General features: G+C 40.8%; 12 protein-coding genes. All 12 read right to left on the bottom strand.

The genetic code is table 11. From position 1 onward, the window contains the following. Positions 1–50: 50 nt before the first annotated feature. Complete coding sequence (dnaK, locus tag FD729_RS03540) at positions 51–1,964, bottom strand: molecular chaperone DnaK (protein ID WP_159931909.1); 1,914 nt, start codon at positions 1,962–1,964, stop codon at positions 51–53. Positions 1,965–3,072: 1,108 nt separating this feature from the next. Continuing rightward, a complete protein-coding gene (gene mog, locus FD729_RS03535; RefSeq protein WP_159931908.1) occupies positions 3,073–3,642 on the bottom strand; it encodes a molybdopterin adenylyltransferase in 570 nt (189 codons plus the stop codon). A gap of 894 nt (positions 3,643–4,536) precedes the next feature. Continuing rightward, on the bottom strand, positions 4,537–5,826 hold the full coding sequence (gene thrC, locus FD729_RS03530) for a threonine synthase (protein WP_159931907.1): 1,290 nt from the start codon (positions 5,824–5,826) through the stop codon (positions 4,537–4,539). 7 nt (positions 5,827–5,833) lie between these two features. Continuing rightward, positions 5,834–6,763 carry a homoserine kinase gene (gene thrB, locus FD729_RS03525; protein WP_159931985.1) on the bottom strand — a complete coding sequence of 310 codons (930 nt, stop codon included), beginning with the start codon at positions 6,761–6,763 and terminating at the stop codon, positions 5,834–5,836. 2 nt (positions 6,764–6,765) lie between these two features. Then, positions 6,766–9,228: a bifunctional aspartate kinase/homoserine dehydrogenase I gene (gene thrA, locus FD729_RS03520; RefSeq protein WP_159931906.1), complete on the bottom strand. Its 2,463-nt coding sequence runs from the start codon at positions 9,226–9,228 to the stop codon at positions 6,766–6,768. 1,447 nt (positions 9,229–10,675) lie between these two features. Further along, positions 10,676–11,116 carry a protein CreA gene (gene creA / locus FD729_RS03515; protein ID WP_370461870.1) on the bottom strand — a complete coding sequence of 147 codons (441 nt, stop codon included), beginning with the start codon at positions 11,114–11,116 and terminating at the stop codon, positions 10,676–10,678. 1,383 nt (positions 11,117–12,499) lie between these two features. Further along, the gene (gene trpR, locus FD729_RS03510; protein ID WP_370461867.1) at positions 12,500–12,865 is read right to left on the bottom strand and encodes a trp operon repressor; all 366 of its coding nucleotides are present in this window, start codon (positions 12,863–12,865) and stop codon (positions 12,500–12,502) included. Positions 12,866–14,081: 1,216 nt separating this feature from the next. After that, the gene (gene nadR / locus FD729_RS03505) at positions 14,082–15,329 is read right to left on the bottom strand and encodes a multifunctional transcriptional regulator/nicotinamide-nucleotide adenylyltransferase/ribosylnicotinamide kinase NadR (protein WP_159931904.1); all 1,248 of its coding nucleotides are present in this window, start codon (positions 15,327–15,329) and stop codon (positions 14,082–14,084) included. A 50-nt stretch (positions 15,330–15,379) separates the two neighbouring features. After that, entirely contained in the window at positions 15,380–16,771 is a 1,392-nt protein-coding gene (gene radA / locus FD729_RS03500) for a DNA repair protein RadA (protein ID WP_159931903.1), read from the bottom strand. Between the two features lie 24 nt (positions 16,772–16,795). Next, positions 16,796–17,764 carry a phosphoserine phosphatase gene (serB, locus tag FD729_RS03495; protein ID WP_159931902.1) on the bottom strand — a complete coding sequence of 323 codons (969 nt, stop codon included), beginning with the start codon at positions 17,762–17,764 and terminating at the stop codon, positions 16,796–16,798. 520 nt (positions 17,765–18,284) lie between these two features. Continuing rightward, positions 18,285–18,728 (bottom strand): ribosomal protein S18-alanine N-acetyltransferase, encoded by a 444-nt coding sequence (gene rimI, locus FD729_RS03490; RefSeq protein WP_159931901.1) that lies wholly within the window; start codon positions 18,726–18,728, stop codon positions 18,285–18,287. Then, the gene (locus FD729_RS03485; RefSeq protein WP_159931900.1) at positions 18,700–19,116 is read right to left on the bottom strand and encodes a DNA polymerase III subunit psi; all 417 of its coding nucleotides are present in this window, start codon (positions 19,114–19,116) and stop codon (positions 18,700–18,702) included. Before FD729_RS03485 ends, rimI begins: the two co-directional genes overlap by 29 nt. Positions 19,117–19,263 lie beyond the last annotated feature (147 nt).

The raw sequence follows: 19,263 nt of genomic DNA, 5'->3' as shown, positions 1-19,263 counted from the left end.
TGCTGGTTTCAACAGCTGTCAGGCCAACCGTTGTGCCCGGTTATGGGCAATTATTTTTTGTTGTCCTTCACTTCTTCGAATTCAGCGTCAACCACATTATCATCTTTTTTCGTAGAACTGTCGCCTACATTCACGTCAGCTGCCTGCGCTCGCTGCTGTGCTGCTTCAATAAGCTTGCCAGAAACCTGCATCAGTAACTGTATCTTATCATCTATAACCTGTTTCTCTTCACCTTTTAACGCAGCTTCAAGCTCGCTTAGTGCTGATTCGATAGGCGCTTTATCTTCCGTAGAAAGTTTATCACCATCTTCTTCTAACTGCTTACGAGTACTATGTGCGACCTGGTCGCCGTGGTTACGCGTCTGTACTAGTTCTTCAAACTTGCGGTCCGATTCAGCATTTGCTTCTGCATCGCGAACCATTTTTTCGATTTCTCCCTCATTCAGGCCAGAAGAAGCTTTGATGGTTATCTTCTGCTCTTTTCCACTGTTTTTGTCCTTTGCAGAGACATGTAGAATACCGTCCGCATCAATATCGAAGGTCACTTCAATTTGCGGCATACCGCGCGGCGCTGACTGAATACCATCTAGATTAAATTGACCAAGCGATTTGTTATCATTAGCACGCTTACGCTCACCTTGTAGCACATGAATAGTCACGGCGGATTGATTATCTTCCGCAGTCGAGAAGACTTGGCTATGTTTGGTTGGGATAGTGGTATTCTTGCTAATCAGTGAAGTCATTACGCCACCCATAGTTTCGATACCCAGAGACAGCGGTGTCACGTCTAGCAGCAGTACGTCCTTTACATCCCCTGCTAATACACCACCTTGAACTGCGGCGCCCACAGCAACTGCTTCATCTGGGTTCACGTCTTTACGTGGCTCTTTACCGAAAAATTCAGCTACCTTAGCCTGCACCATCGGCATACGCGTCTGACCACCGACTAAGATTACATCATTGATATTGGAAACAGACAGTCCTGCATCTTGCAGTGCCACTTTTAAAGGCTCGATAGAACGGCTAACTAAATCCCCCACTAGCGACTCCAACTTCGCGCGAGTCACTTTAATATTTAAGTGTTTTGGACCACTTGCATCTGCCGTAATATATGGCAAATTAATATCACTCTGCTGTGCAGAAGAAAGCTCAATTTTTGCCTTCTCTGAAGCTTCTTTTAGACGCTGCATTGCTAGCGGATCGTTGTGTAGATCGATACCTTGATCTTTCTTAAATTCTGCTACTAAATGGTTAATTAAACGACTGTCGAAATCTTCGCCACCCAAGTGGGTATCACCATTGGTAGCTAGAACTTCAAACGTTTTTTCACCGTCCACATCGTCTATTTCGATAATAGAGATGTCGAAAGTACCACCTCCCAAATCATAGACTGCAATGGTGCGGTTGCCCTTGCCTTTATCCATACCGTAAGCTAGCGCCGCAGCGGTTGGTTCATTGATAATACGTTTCACTTCTAGGCCAGCGATACGCCCCGCATCTTTGGTCGCCTGACGCTGAGCATCATTGAAGTAGGCTGGCACGGTTATGACCGCTTCGGTCACTGGTTCACCGAGATAATCTTCAGCGGTCTTCTTCATTTTTTTCAGCACCTCTGCAGAGATCTGTGGAGGAGCCATCTTTTGGCCTTTTACTTCCAGCCAAGCATCGCCGTTTTCAGAAGAGGTGATTTTGTACGGCATAATTTTAATATCGCGCTGTACTTCTTCATCCTTGAAACGACGGCCGATCAGGCGTTTAATCGCGAACAATGTGTTCTGCGGGTTAGTGACCGCCTGACGTTTAGCCGGTTGACCGACCAGAGTTTCTCCATCCTGCGTGTAAGCAATAATTGAGGGAGTCGTACGGTCGCCCTCAGCATTCTCCAGTACGCGCGCTTTAGCCCCATCCATGATCGCAACACAAGAGTTGGTTGTCCCTAGGTCAATACCAATAATCTTACCCATCTAAACGTCTCCTAGTTAATTTGGGTTGTGAACCTTTTGTACAGGCGCTTTTTACTAACCTAAATACTATTAGTTTATTTTTTACCGCGCTCACAACACTCGATGATAATTAGATGGGGACGCTTCAAAGCGCATCAAGGGTTAAAAGGAAAATTTTTTCCGAATATCAATAGTTGAAGAGTCAACCAAAATCGGACTCACTTTTTAAGTAAAAAAGAAATTATAAAAAAACGATTTGACAAAAGCAGTTTTGATTCAGTGCCCTGTGCATATATCAATCTACCAATAACAGAACTAATAATATAGTATCTTATTTATACTGGATGCCATATCCACAAAAAGATTCCTTGCTAGCACTGGCATCAATCTCTATTAAATTAGATTTATAATTAATAGCGCATTACATTTTATATATCTTTAACAATGAAAATAAGTAAATATATTATGAGGCCATATCCATATTTATGGATCTCACATAGATACTATCCCTGCATAGGAATAAACATTAGCCTTCCCTATGGATAACATAAATGGATATGCACAACACTTTTGATTATCTGAGAAATAAGATTCATTCAACTAGGTTTGTATAGATAAAAAATATTTTAACATCGAAAGTTTTGTGCGATTTTTCTAACCTAGAAGGGCGGTTGGGGGGGGGAATGGTGCTAGGTTTACTTGTGGAGCTTAGTATACTAAGCATACGATACGATTAGATTATCATCACCTACCTCTCTTATCAAATCATGTCCAATCCGTTACACATAGCGTATTTTAATACCTTACGCTGTGTTTTTGCATTTGCTACAAACCAGGCATTTTCTGCATCCAGAAGAGCTATCAGAACAATGCCGATGATCGCACATTATTATTTTCGCTTCTAATTTTATTGATGCAGATAGTCGAAAATGTTGGATAGAAGATAAAATCTACTGACAATCACAGTGAAAAAAATTAAAGCAACTACAATCAGAGTGAGAAAATTCTAAGGTATTATAGAGATCGTCACGCGATAGAATTTTATCATTCTTACTCCTTTTACAGGTGAAGAATTCCATATATGCATAATCTTAAGAAGATCCTGGATATTACAATCTTAGATCATGCATCATATCTGTTTAGGACGAAAAGATTCTACAATTTTACAATGAGTCTCAACATAAGGACCATCAAGAAGCTGTAAACAATAAGGTACAGCAGAAAAAATACCCGGTACTCGTATCTTGCCTGCGGTATCTCTTAATCCTTCTAGTGTCTCTTTAAGAGACTTTGGCTGTCCAGGTAAATTAAGTACCAGCGACTGTTTACGAATCACACCTACTTGACGCGATAGAATGGCGGTGGGTACGAATTGTAAGCTAATCTGGCGCATCTGCTCACCGAAGCCAGGCATCTCTCGATCAGCGACCGCCAGCGTAGCATCTGGCGTAACGTCGCGCCGCGTAGGACCAGTGCCCCCAGTAGTGAGTACTAGCTGGCAAAAATAATCATCGACTAGTTCACAGATTGCGTGTTCAATTAGCTTTTGCTCATCCGGTACTAAACGCGTTTCGGTAGTAAAAGGGGTAATTAGCGCTCTACTTAGCCAAGCTTCCAAAGTAGGGATACCCTGATCCCTATAAATGCCATTCGAAGCTCTATCGGAAACAGAAATTAGGCCAATGCATAAAGTATTCATAAATTATTTACCTAAAATTATTTACCTAAATGAAACCCAATTCGGTGAAACAAAAAAGAATAGTAAAAGAATGATAGAAAATCAGGCAAGGAAAAAACCATGATAGCCTGTCTACTAAGGTCGCTAGTTATAGTAGATTAGTAATTAATCTTTCGAGATTACGTTTATTTAAAAGCAAATTGATTAGTTTAGATGTTAAGAAAATTATTATTTTTAATAGAGGTAGAACACGATGATAAGCCTAAGAATGCATTGCATAAAGATTATGCTGTTCATTTTAAATGATAACATATTTAAAGATTTTCAGAAGCAGCCTTCAATGATACAGGTTTCAATTTTACTTTGTGGCACCTGTGTATAATACCCTGCCAGGGAACCTATTTTAATTTCTTTAAAATACTTACTCACGGAATCATTGAATACAATTAGACACAGAGCAATGATATGTTTATTACCCTAACATCGGATAAATACTGCAGATAGATTCATCCTATGCATCTAAAAAATACTTGATTAAATTAGTTTTTTCAATGAGCAAACAGATCATTAAAAATAAATTGATTCCAAAGAAAAAATTGTGTTGTCTCATAAATCGTTAAGTAACTAAGTAACGTAGCATTACTTTATAGATCAATAAGGTGTAAAATATCTCGTGTAGATGATTACTTCTAACAACATGATGTGCAAGCCACCAGCAATATCATAATCATCTTTAAATATTATGAGAATAATAAAGATTAAGAAAGGCTTTAGAAGGGTTAAGTGACCTCTCTGTAGACAAACTCAATGCGTCACCCCCATCACATACTAAAATGACGCTTGAGTCCTCAAGCGAGTAGGATAAAATTTGAACAGTAGCACTATGGAAATACACTGTATCCGCGCAGATCCCACTCAAGATTTCAGCAGAAACTCGCGTAGCGATGCGAAATCGGCGTTCATGTGATAGGATAATAGCGGTAGATCAGTGCGGTCTGCTAGTGCTTTAGGTAAAGGCAGCGTCTGTTGCAGAATCTCTTCTACGCTCACCTTAAATTTTGCTGGATGCGCCGTGCAGAGGAAAAGACCAAACTCTCCTTCCTCTAGTTGATCACTCAGTAGACGATAGGCAATGGCTGCGTGCGGCTCAGAAATATAATCAATCTTCGCTAACTCGCAGATCGTGGAGCACGTCATTTCGTCACTTACTGAGCCGTAGGCAAGATCAGTTAAATGCCACGTTTTACGGCGAAACAATTCTTCCACACGCGGCCAGTTGTTTGGCTGACTGACATCCATTGCGTTCGATAACGTGGCCACCGTAGCATTGGGTGTCCAGCTACCTCCCTGTAAAAAGCGCGGTACGGTATCATTAGCGTTAGTAGCGGCGATAAAGCGCTTAATCGGAAGGCCAAGTGACTTAGCAAGTAGGCCCGCAGTGAGATTACCAAAATTACCGCTAGGCACTGATACTACTAGCTGATTACGCTTCTTTTGAGGTAACTGTGAAATGGCTTCAAAATAGTAGCAAATCTGTGCCAGTAGACGGCTGATATTGATTGAATTAGCGGAGTTTAGACTAATTGCTTTTTTCAGTATTTCATCATTAAAAGCCTGTTTTACCAATACCTGGCAGGTATCAAAATCAGCATCTATGGCGATGGTTTCAATGTTGCCGCCCAGCGTACAGAAAAGCTTCTCCTGCAACAGACTGATTTTCCCCTCCGGATAGAGGATGACAACACGCATATTTTTCATACCATAAAAAGCATGTGCTACTGCAGCGCCAGTATCGCCAGAGGTTGCGGTTAAAATAGTAATCTGCTCATCATCTGCTCCTGATAAATACGATAGCATCTGTGCCATAAACCGGCCGCCAAAATCTTTAAACGCTAGTGTTGGACCGTGAAAGAGTTCAAGGCAGGCGATATTATCACTGATTTGTACTACCGGTACGGAAAATGAAAAAGCGTTTTTCACATTCTCAGACAGCTGCTGCAGCGCGATTTCATCGCCGATATATGCAGAGAGTATTTTAATACTGCGGCTGAGAAAATCCATTTCTAATATTGCGTCGATATCGGTTAACTCGAATTCAGGCAATTCAAGAGGAAAGAACAGCCCTTGCTGTGATCCCAGGCCCTGTTTTACAGCCTGTGAAAAACTGACCTGCTCTTTATGATCTTTAAGGTTGTAGAGTTTCATGCCTTCCTTATCCCATTTTACATGCACCAGCCGTATCAAGACGGCAAATATGGACGAAGCCTTCATCATTTTGCAGATAGTGCTGGCTGAGCCAGCTAGCCATTCGCTGAGCAGTTTCCATTTGATTGCAAACAGCAAAAAGTGTGGGGCCGGATCCGGAAATTCCACAGGCCAATGCACCAATATCGGCAGTAGCATTGCGTGCCTCTGCAAAGCCCGGCAGCAATTTTGTACGATAAGGTTCGGCAATTACATCCTGCATCAGTGTAGCGGCAAGCAAAGGCTGGCAAGTATGGCAGGCGTGAATAAAACCTGCCATCAGACGCCCATGTTTAATCGCATCTTCCCTGCTATATTGCGAGGGCAAAATAGCGCGCGCTTCGGCGGTAGAGACTTTGATGCCGGGATAAGCTATAACCCACAGCCAGTCGTCAAATCCCGGCACTGACTGACTAATTATACCATCCTCCTCCAAAATTATCTGGATTCCACCGAAGAAACACGGGGCAACATTGTCATAATGTACACTGCCAGAAATACGGCCTTCCAGCTCACCCATTAGCGTCAGCAGTTGGATGTCATTGAGTGGTCTGTTGCAAAATTCATTCATTGCCATCAAGCCCCCAACTACCGAACATGCACTGGATCCGAGTCCGGAACCAATGGGCATATTCTTTTCCAGTGTCATTGCCACCTGCACTTTTTTACCGCTTGCTTCGCAGAAGCGCTGCCAACATTGATAGACGATATTTTCCTTAGGATCATCGGGTAACTTACTGACAAAGCGTCCGCTATTATATAATGAAAAGTGTTGTGCCGCTTCTACCGTCACGCAGTCACCCAGTAGCGTGCCATCTACCGGCAACACTGCCGCACCCAGTACGTCAAAGCCGACGCTAACGTTGCCAATTGAGGCAGGTGCATAAATTTTCACCATCATCAAACTCCCAACTTCCACGACAGGGTACGCAGCAGATCAGCAAAAACACCTGCTGCCGTCACATCATTTCCCGCGCCATATCCGCGCAGCACTAGAGGAATTGGCTGATAATAGCGGCTGTAAAACGCTAAAGCATTTTCGCCATTCTTTACTTTATAGAGTGGATCATTGCTATCTACTGCTTCGATCTTCACTTTGCAAATACCACCCTCTTCGATAATTCCGACGAAGCGTAATACTTTACCTTCATTGCGTGCTTTGGCAACTCGCGTGGTAAACAACTTATCTAGATCTGGCAGACACTTCATAAACTCATCAACATTAGTAATAGCATTAAAACTAGCCGGTAGCAGTGGTTCAATATCAATGTCATTCAGCTCTAGTTTGTACCCTGCTTCACGTGCTAAAATCAAAATTTTACGAGCAACATCTATTCCAGATAGATCTTCACGTGGATCAGGTTCGGTAAAACCCATCTCGCATGCCATTTTCGTTGCTTCAGACAGCAAAATCCCTTCATCTAGCTTGCCAAAGATAAAAGAGAGCGATCCTGAAAGGATGCCTGAGAATTTAATCAGCTCGTCACCAGCGTGTAATAGGTTTTGTAGATTTTCAATTACAGGTAGGCCTGCACCCACATTAGTGTCGTAAAGAAATTTTCGACGTGCTTTTGCCGCAGCTGTACGTATCTGTTGATAGTAGTCCCAAGATGAGGTATTCGCCTTTTTATTCGGTGTCACTACATGGAACCCGTCAGAAAGGAAATCGGCGTACTGATCAGCTACCGTTTGACTGGAAGTACAGTCAACAATTACTGGATTAAGTAGATGGTAATCTTTCACTAAACGGCTCAGGTAACCAAGATTAAATTTATCTTTGGCATCTGCCAGTGCTCCCTTCCAGTTACTTAAGTCAATACCGTGCACGTTAGTCAATATTGCGCGCGAATTCGCGATACCGCATACACGTAAATCAATATGCTTGCGCTTTAACCATCGCTGCTGGCGTTGCAGCTGACTTAACAAAGCACTACCAACACCACCGACCCCGACCACAAAAACTTCAATCACCTGATCTGTATCAAAAAGCATCTGGTGTACTACACGTACTCCAGTTATAACATCAGTATTGCTAACTACTACGGAGATAGAACGCTCTGACGAACACTGTGCGATGGCTATGATATTGATATGAGCGCGTGCCAGCGCCGAGAATAATTTAGAAGAAATGCCATACTGAGTACGCATGCCATCACCAACCACAGAGATCACTGCTAGCTGCTCTGTTACCTCTAATACATCGAGCAAGTTATCCTTTATTTCCATATAGAACTCCTCTTCCAGAACGAGACGTACTCTCTCCTGTTCACTCTGTGGTACACAAAAGCTGATGCTATATTCGGAAGAAGACTGCGTAATCAATACGACCGAAATACCGGTACGAGACATGGCAGAAAAGACGCGCGCAGCCATCCCAACCATTCCCTTCATACCAGGACCAGAAATGTTGAACATCACCATGTTATTTAAATTGGTGATACCTTTAACTGGATTCTCATTATTCTCTCCTTCGCCGCATATCAGTGTCCCGGGCGCCTGGGGATTAGCTGTATTTTTGATCAAGCACGGGATCTGGAATTGTGCAATAGGCGCGATGGTGCGTGGGTGTAGTACCTTAGCACCGAAGTAGGAGAGTTCCATCGCTTCCTGATAAGACATAGACTTTAACAACCGTGCGTCAGGAACTTGACACGGATCGCAGGTATATATACCATCTACGTCGGTCCAGATCTCACAACAATCGGCATTTAGGCAGGCAGCCAACACCGCGGCAGAGTAGTCAGAACCATTGCGGCCCAATACTACAAGTTCACCGTGCTTATTTCCGGCGATCAAACCTGCCATAAGGATCATATTTTGTGGCGGGATCTGAATATCAAAGATACGTCGTTTTGATTCAGCAATATCAACGCTAGATTCAAGATAGTGGCCTACAGCTAGCAACTTCTTTACAGGATCGATAACCGTTACCTCATGACCACGCACCAACAGTAGCGCTTTCATGATAGTAACAGAGAGCTTTTCGCCGCAACAGATGATAGCGGCATTAATGCTATCAGGACACTGCCCTAGCAGTTTAATACCGTGCATCACCTTTTTTAAGTGTGAGAACTCTAAATCGACTCGCAGCTTTTGCTCTTCATAATCAAATCCTGGCTGTATTTTTGCAAGCCCCTTTAACAACTCGTTAAATATGTACTCAGCATTTTTAATATTTGGAAAAGCATTCTGTCCTCTGATAGTCTTTTCAATCATCTCTACAAGATGGTTAGTAATTTTCGCGGGTGCAGAGAGCACAGTGGCAACCTGTCCCTGCTGTACATTGCTTTCCATAATATCAGCAACACGAAGAAAGCATTCCGCATTTTCTACTGATGTCCCGCCGAATTTCAGCACTCGCATGTTAAAGCTTCTCCTGAAATTTATGCCGAAAAAAAGCCCGCATTTCTAACATTGCGGGCTTTTCCCTATTTTTACTGTACGTACCAGCCCGTGTCCCTACCTTGTTTTAATCGTGGCGGTAACAACGGCAATTCTTAGGCTGGTTAAGTTATACATTAAAATTTTTTCTATCTATCCTATAGAAATATCTATTTTCTAGACATAAAGCAAAGTGCAACTTAAGTCAACACACTTATCTAACCTACATTTTTTACCACTGCTCATTTATGCAGTTAATATCAAAAAATAGTATACAGTTAGTTGATAACTATATACTTTCTTTATATCTAGATTTTCTGCAAAAAATAAATTTTTCAGGAAAATTTATCTATGAGTTTTTTTATATCCTTTTGCCCTTGAAGAATCTGGTACAGCATAGCATAGTGCTATTATGCTGTACCGTGTTAACTGATATGCTGGTCAATCGGTTTATCAATTATCATTGAAATGATGCCTACTTTTAGTTGCTTCAAATAGCTATTCAAAGGTCTGATATATTCAAGTCAGTGTAGAAAGCGTATGAATTACCTGAAAAATTTGAGTCATAGGTATATCACTATGAAAATGTTAGTTAGATGTCGACCTATTACATCATTAAGAGAGCCTACTGTTCTCAAGATTAAAAATAATATCATACGTAATCTAATAACACATGTTGGGATGAAAGCTAAAACAGAAATAAAATAGAAAATAAAACCTACTTATTTTTCAATAAAAATTAATAAATATTAATTTAACTTTATTTAAATAGGATTATATACCTTAATACTATATAAAATATTTACCAGGAGATTCTCTTCTGGAAAAGGTCATTCTCATGACTTACTTTTCTTTCATTTATTATGTTTTAGATTTATTAGAAAATTTTAGGTAAAAAACATAAAATTGCCCATAGTGTTCAAATGAATTCATTTTTATTCCAAGAATGATGTTTGATTGGATATCAATATATATGAATCTATCGTTCAACTGCCCGTTGCTTACGTTTAATCTAGAAATAAGCACTTGAGATGCTGATATTTTGCACAGATCGCGATGAAGATAAAGTGGATGAAATTATTGGTCTACAGATTGAATCGGAGAATTGATAGTATCACTAATCTATTTATCATATATAAGTTGAACACCGGTGTTGAACTTTTTGTTCAGCACCGAGAATATAATGATAATCCTCATTCACATTCTAGGGAATGAATATCAACAACCGTATACTGTGCATTTTTAGCAGACATATAAAAAACTGTCGTGCAGCGAATTCTGTGTCACTCCTTTCTGTTTTAGAAGATGAATGGATACGACTAAAGCCATATAATCACACCTTCGAAAGTAGTAGTACTCCGCAAAGAAAATTACCGCTTCCTCGGCAATCTAGGAAATAATTAAAAAATATAAAGACTTATGAGCTTTTTTATTCTCGCCAAGGCATGATTGGGACCGCACTCAACGCATTTTTCGGCGAGCCTTCGATGACTCTATCAGAGTAACTCAAATAGATTAGTGCATTACGCTTCTGATCGAAAAAGCGTACAACTTGCAGTTTTTTAAATACTAATGAGGTGCGTTTCTTGAATACTACCTCACCCTGCGCTTTACCTTTAGAAATGGTGTTGCTGAGTTCGACGGGGCCAATCTGTTGGCATGAAAGCGCCATATCAGAAGTATCTTCCGCTAGCCCCAAGCCACCCTTAATTCCACCGGTTTTTGCACGACTAATATAGCAAGTTACATTTTTTACATCTGGGTCATCGAATGCTTCGACCACGATTTTATGATCGGGTCCAAATAACTTAAATACCGTATCTACTGAGCCAATTTCCTCAGATATTGCCGGAGCTACTAATAGTAGCATAAAGAGTGAAACTGAAAAAAAGCGATATATTGTCATAGTGTTACCATTGCAAAGGTAATAAAAGAGCAGCATATAACATAATGGTAATCGTCCGCGTTAACTAAATCAAATCCTCCTAACCTTGCGTTAATATAGCATGATTTTCCAAAGAAACTGCCCGCCCCCTTACGGTGCAGTCAGTGCTATTCTTATTCGGATACCGTATTAGCCGTGTCTCAGAGAGTATAAGGATGTTTTATGGACCAATCCAGTTTTTTCGAGAAAGGTGGGTTATTCTCAATGGTATCTAAAAAATATATTTAAGAATGTAACGGGCCATAAGATAGGCACCTATATTCGTATTCGTCGCCTATAAAAAGCGGAGATAGCGCTGCGCCTCACTAGTTGTCCAATTCTAGCTGGAGATGCCTTGCAGTACTGATTTGATTCTCAGTATATCTAAATTCATGGGTGCCTTTAGAAAGCAGTTTAACAGGACTATCTCCTGCTACATAGTATTATTACCACTCATCAGACTGGAACTCGTTCGATACTAGGCCCCAAATTATCTTTGAAAACAATAATATGAAACACTTGTCATTTGTTACGCTGCTGGAAACATTGCTGGTAAGTCAAACATAAATATATCACTCTAGTCTAGAGCAAATTTCCAGCCACCGTAATAGAAGGATTATACATTTTTGCAAACAATTTTTACTAGAAATAGACATTGTTCCTCCAGAAAATCTATGGCCTGCACCAGGTAGGGTTAAGGTTATAGTCAGTAAAGGGACGATGAGCAGGATTTGCTACACCTGCGTCGTGACGTCGATAAAGATGTTAACATGTACTCCGGATAAATTGTGATCCTTGAAGCGGGAGGGTATGTAAAGTTCATTTACAATGGAGTTAGCAATGAGTGTCAAGAATTTATCCTGTTTCTCCATAGCACATTTATGACAAATCTAGGACTTATACGCCGTTATGGCCAAAATATTGAGCAATTTTATTTACAAGCACACAGGTAATAAGGGCAGCGAGCTACCAAAAGAAATTCACTGAGAATATCTGATTCCGATACGCCCATAACTACTGGAAAAACAATCATACTATTATTAAACGGTATTTTAAATCAGTACTGTAGAGTTTATTTAAACTAGGGACGTTCAATAGGCGGAGTCAAATCTGATTCGGCTTGTAACAATAAACTAAGCGATACCAAGATGTTTCACATGCTCACTTACTTATTTAATGGGCGTGTTACTCTATTTATTTCAATGTCTTGTCTATTAAAAGGAATGCTTTTCAATTAAGTAAGATAGATGAGATGAAGCAGTGCTATCAATGTGTCCCTCCCCAGGGGAAAGTTGGATGAGCTACAACATTTACCTTAAATACTTATTTTTAAGGACTACTCTTTTGCTTATCTACTTGATTAACTTTACTTGTAGCGCATCCCAAGTGTTCTTCTAACCAGCATTGCAGTTCATAAGGCGCTTCTTTCAAGCTGTTTGAACCCCGTGTAATAGTCGCAATACCTACTCCTAGTTCGTTCTTAAGCTCGCGCTGGCTCATTACACCACTCATTAATTCCTCTACAATACGCAAGCGCGTACCAATCGCTTCGCGCTCATCTGGCGTTAGCATCAACTGTAATAGATGTAGGGCTAAATTATCAGCATAGGCCTGTTTCATTAGGGCAATAAAACGTTGCCAATTTTCTTCAGAAAAAGAGTGTTGCAACAATTTAATAGGAAATTGATTCATCATTATGCTTCCGTACTCACTAACGAGTACGGAAGCATACCACAACCAGTAACCACAATTCTACTTGCTATTCGATAAGAATCTTTACAGTGTGCTGAGAAAGCAGTACGTCGTAGGGGGAACATGTTCTGCACCAGTTAGCTGTGAGTTTTAGAAAAAGAATCTTAATCAAGATACGCATGTCAAGTTTATAAACTTATTATATTTTATATATATGCGTGTATATTATAACCGATCACTTTATAATTAAGACATTAATTTAGGCCAGCAAATAAGATTATGAATCCCGGGATTTCACTCCCTAGCCAAAATGGTTTACAGAGTAATGTATTTCCGTGCAAATTGCTCTGAAATATATTTTCCCCATAGCATTAAAATAATAAAAACGCCTGTCTCACCTCTGAGGTAAGACTTTTTCTGTAGATTAGGTTAATTTCATGATCCCATTTTAATTAATTACAAAATTCCCCAAAATATCGGTTCCCATAAGTACTTTATTTCTGAGTTAGAACTACTATGTATGCCAGCTTGCTTCCATCAATCAGTGCTGAATATTTCATTTATAATAGATATACTAATATTATTAATTAATCCTAATCAGTGAGGGTTCTAAAAAAACCTAATTCAGCCACAACTTCCATGATAACCCTATCTGTAATAAGTCCGTACACCAATACGTTGAAAAATTTGTCGACTTAAGTACGGTGAGTATTTTTTAAAAAATTTTATTGATTCTAATACACTATTCCACAAAATATAATCTATTGAAAATACTTATATCTAAGTATTGTTTTAAATAAATTCATTGTTGAATGGTTTTTAAAACATATGACACTGTCATAAATTGTGTTTTACGACAACTGCTTTGTACATAAAAGACGTTAATTGTATCAATAATGCACAACAAAATTTGTGTGCATAATTCTAAACTTAACCGATGACGTTATTTTATATAACTTATCAAAGATGAGGAACTAAACCAAGTACATTTATGAAAAAATGCTAACACGTTATCTTCCGACATCCAAACATTTTAAATATATCAATAAGTATTCCAATAATAGAGAACTCGTCATGAATTAATATGCTCTATGTAAAAAAAGCACTTACCTGACCTTAGGCTAGCACATTCTCATATACATCCTCCCCCAATACATTTATACATCTATACATCTGCTAGAAAGAAAGTTGTCATACATATACCGATTAGATAAGATTCTTAATCTTTATGTTCAATCTTTCCGTTCAGAAGTTCCTTAACCAACTCAACGCAACGTAAAAACAGTATGTCATAATTATCCTCTCGCATATGGACGAAATTAACATTATTCTTTTGCAGCATTGTTATAAGTATCGACTGAAACTGGCAACAATCTACTGAGCTACCACCTGGGTTGTACAAGCCATCTCCCGCCCAAGGTACGTTATTCTCAAGCAAAATCACTAAATCAAAATGATATTCGTCGATCAAGGCTTGTAAAAAAGGATGTTCGCAGGTTTCATGCTTTAGGCAAAACGCCTGAATGGTAATAAAGTCCGTGTCGATAAAAGTGACTTTATTGGCATATTTTACGGCAAAGTCAATATACTGCGCCTGACCAAGAGCGATCTTATCATAATCTGAATATTGCAACGCGATTTCATCGCCTCCAAGATGAGAAAAAACGTAGTCACATCTATACTCCCAGGCACTAGTAGTATTAAAAATGTTAGCTAGCTTATTGACTAATGTTGATTTACCGCTAGATTCTCCACCGAGAATGGCAACAGTACGTACGAAAAAGGGCTTTACTTCGGTGGGAATAAATTCCCAGTAACGGAACGGATCTTGACGAATCAGAGTACCGCTAATATTCATAAAAGAACGTACTGGATCTACCAGCATAGTATTAATTCCTAGATGCTGTTGGTACATCTCGGCGTCCGCAATTTCACTAGTATAGACGTAGTTAGGAGTTATACCTTTCTCTCTGAGAAAGGTTTTTACTCCTTTACTCCAGATATGCCAGCCATACGGATATGGCTCAATTCCCTCTTCATTAAATGAATAAATAATAATATTTTTCTGATACTTAAAAGTTTGTAATAACCAGCGCAACCGATCACCGACAGTCGGCTGCTGTGACATGGCACTGTTCTCAAACAACTCACGGTCACGCAACTCGTCGTGTCCCATGATGATGTGCAGCTCATCCATCTGGCTACAGGCGCGCTGGATTAGATAAATATGACCAGTATGCAGTGGATAAAATTTACCGAAAACTACTCCAACGGTTTTATCACCGCGTAAAAACTCAAGACCTAAAAAACGATGCAACGCTTCTAATTTTTGCACACTGGGACTTTTAATTTTAGCGTCAAGCAACTTGCTTAAATATCCCTTGGTCATGCAACTGGCATCCGCTACCTGTTGCAATGTATGCCCCTGCTGGCGAATTGCTGTTTTCAGATAATCGAACGACCTCATGGTGTCTCCGCGTGTATTAAAGTAGTGGCAATTTCATCTATACTAAACCCTTAAAATTCATCCAATGTCGCCAGCGCGTCGACTAGTCTTTTTACACCATAAATTTTCATACCATCTATAGTTTTCTTCGGTGTATTCCCTACTGGGACGATGGCACGTTTGAAGCCGTGCTTGGCTGCTTCGACAATACGCTCTTGACCGCTCGGTACTGGTCGGATCTCGCCTGCTAGCCCCACTTCGCCAAATATTACTAAATCATGCGGCAAAGGATAGGCACGTAGGCTTGACACCATCGCCAGTAATAGCGCAAGATCGGCGCTAGTCTCAGTGACCTTCACACCACCGACCACATTGACGAAAACATCTTGCTCAGACATCTGAAGACCACCGTGACGGTGCAACACTGCTAGCAGAATTGCTAATCGATTCTGCTCTAGCCCCACCGCAACACGACGTGGGTTACCTGTTATCGAGTGATCCACTAGAGCCTGAATTTCTACCAGTAACGGACGCGTACCTTCCCACAAAACCATCACAGAACTGCCGGCAGTAAGCTCGTCGCCACGCGATAGAAAGATCGCCGATGGATTATTGACTTCACGCATACCCTGTGCAGTCATGGCAAATATACCAATCTCGTTCACCGTCCCGAAACGATTTTTATGGCTACGCAATGTACGGAAGCGTGAATCAGCGTCACCTTCCAGTAATAGTGAACAATCAATACAGTGCTCCAGCACTTTGGGACCTGCCAATAAGCCATCTTTAGTGACATGACCCACCATAACAATCACCACACCATATTTTTTTGCGAAGCGTGTCAGATAAGAGGCAGTTTCACGAACCTGTGCTACGCTACCAGGCGAAGACTGGATATCCGCCATATACATAACCTGGATAGAATCGATCACTATCAGCTTTGGCTGATAGTGTTCTGCGAGAAAGCAGATCTGCTCAATACTGGTTTCGGATAACATATTGAGGTCTTCACTCAGCAGACCGATACGGTGTGCGCGCATTGCCACCTGTTGCAGTGACTCTTCGCCGGTAACGTAGAGAGTGTTCATCTCCTGAGCTAGTCGGCATATCACCTGCAGCAGCAGCGTTGATTTACCTGCACCAGGGTTACCGCCTATCAGTATGGCGCTACCCGGCACTACACCTCCTCCTAATACTCGATCAAACTCTTGAAATCCACTAGAAAAACGTGGCATCATTTCTATGCTAATTTCTGAAAGTTTCTGTACTGGACTAGTACCTCTGGCACTACCAGCATATCCACCACGCATGCGCTCATTTTGAACCGCAGTCAGAGGTGATGATGTAACACGTATTTCAGTGATGACATTCCAAGAGTGGCAGGCGCTACATCTCCCTTGCCAGCGTGGATAGTCTAACCCGCATTCGTTACAAACGAAGGCGCGTTTTGCCGATTTGACCAATTAGTCCCCTTACTTAGTACGCTTTTAGTGAATCAGGCTACTACTGAGGATACAAAAAACCCCCATCAGATCGGCATGCTGAATAGTCACTGCTGTCTTCTTGTTTACTATGGGTGTACCATGATATGCTATACCCAGCATTGAGGCCTTTATCATTGGTAGATCATTAGCACCGTCGCCGATAGCGACGGTTTGTCCCGGCAATATATCAAAATAATGTACCAATTCCTTCAAAGTATCAGCTTTACATTGCGCGTCGACAATCCGACCCAGGACTTCACCGGTCATCTTACCATCGTGTATCTCAAGTTCATTAGCGATGACATAGTCTAGATGTAACTTGTCACGTAAGTATTCGGTAAAATAAGTAAAACCGCCGGAAACTATTGCTATTTTCCAGTTTAAAGCCTGCATCTTGTGTACTAGTTTGGTTAGCCCCGGCATCAACTGCAGTTCCTCACGCACCTGTTTTAGAATATTGATGCCTGTGCCTTTCAGTATTGCCACGCGCTGACGTAGGCTGGTGGTGAAGTCCAATTCGCCTCGCATTGCCCGCTCAGTGACTTTTACTATCAACTTTTCTTTACCTGCTAGTTTGGCGATCTCATCTATGCACTCCACCTGAATTGCAGTAGAATCCATGTCCATCACTAGTAGTCCTGGTGTATTTAAATTAGGAATATTGCACAATGGTGCGACATCAAAGCCGTTTTCATGCGCCAATTTCGTAGCATGCAGCGGAAGTGAACCTGTTAAACGCACCATTTGATACTCATCGATATGCCAAGCACTGATGATTACCATAGTAGTGCCTAGCTGATTCTGGTAATCATTAATTTGCTGTTTATTTAGCCCGCGCCCATACAGTAGCCATTCTTTCTGTTCATCACAATAATTCATCGGCATCACTTTTTCGCAGCTCATGGGAAAAAATAGGCCCGGCCATCTAGAAAGTCCAGCGCGCAAATCGTACCAAGTAAGAATATTCAGCATTAGAACTCCTACAGGGGGAACAAAAAATTATCTGAAAAGCTAATTTGTCTATAGCACTTCTGCTAACTGAAGCTTTTATTTGTTATAATAATATCATTGTATATTGCTGTTAATATCTAAATCTAAAGAATACTGGGATGTAACTTATATAAAACAAGGACTGTCCTTATCTTGCTGCAATTTTATTAATCATCCCATTGAAGAATGGTGACCTTCAACACCAGTACGATAATATACTTAGAGATGACCATTAGAATAGAAAAGTAGTGAAGGAATCCCTCCCTTGCTCTTTAAATACACGGCTACTGCAGAATATTAAAACTATTGTGGTGTTAATCTTAAAGGTTAACCGTAATACAGAATGGGCTATTCTGCTCTTAACTCACAAGAATTATTTATTACCCAATAAATGCCATCACTATCAGTCATTCGATATATCTCGTAACATCTAAAACGACGAAAAAGTTAAAATAAAAAGTTATGTAATCCTAGTCTTCAATATTAAAATTTTTTTAAAAAACTACAATGTCAGTGCCATGATAATGGCATCTTCATATCCGGTAGCAGTCGGATAGTAGTTAAGACGACGGCTGATCTGGTGGAAATGAAGCTGTTCGTACAACGCGATAGCAGGATAATTTAAAGCACGTACTTCCAGCCAGAGTATTATTATCTCGCGCTTCTCTAGCTCCCTGATGAGGTTATTCAATAGCTGACGGCCATATCCACAACGCTGGTAGGAGGGATCGACGGCAATATTGAACAGAGTCGCCTCATCTAGCACTACCTGAGTAATAGCTAATGCAGCCATTACTCCGTTAACGTCAAGACGATAATTCAGAAAACGCTTACCCTGATTGCTAGCAAACATCTGCTCGTTCCAACAAGGAAAAGCATGGCTGCGGCACTCAATGGCAAAAGCCTGAGCAGAGTCCTCAGCTTTGAGGAAAGAGATCGCTATCATATTTACACATCTGTTGCCAGAGCATTCGTTTAGCTCTAGCGTTACTAAGAAGTTCACCGAAAGAAGATGAGTATAGTATGACTCCTTTGAAAGGATGCGGATGATCGTTGACACCTATCAACCAGCCGGTGCAATTGAGAGACTTGGGCAGCATTGGCAGCTGATCGGGCATCAATGTTATCACCTGCGCTAATTGTACACTAAGGACACGCAGTACATCACCTACCAACGGTTCGTTTAACCCAAAGAACACGTTAGAAACAATAATCAGCTTTGTACCTGGTAATATCAACTTCGTCGCGATTTCACCTTGTAGCAAGTGCGGACGTCGTAAGTGATACTGCGTTATTCCCATCTGCTGTAAGAGCCAGGCACGACTGGATGTCATACTCTATCCTTCATTTGCTACTAAAAAACAATGTGATTCTAGAAAATCACTAGACATATCGATCTGATAGGAATTTATCACGTCTGATAGTACGTTACGCAGCACTATCAATGCTATGAGCTATAATAGTATATTATTCATTACCGT

Origin of the sequence: Pantoea sp. Nvir (assembly GCF_009829915.1) — a bacterium.
Classification (GTDB): Bacteria; Pseudomonadota; Gammaproteobacteria; order Enterobacterales; family Enterobacteriaceae; genus Pantoea.
This window is presented reverse-complemented; position numbering and strand designations above follow the sequence as displayed.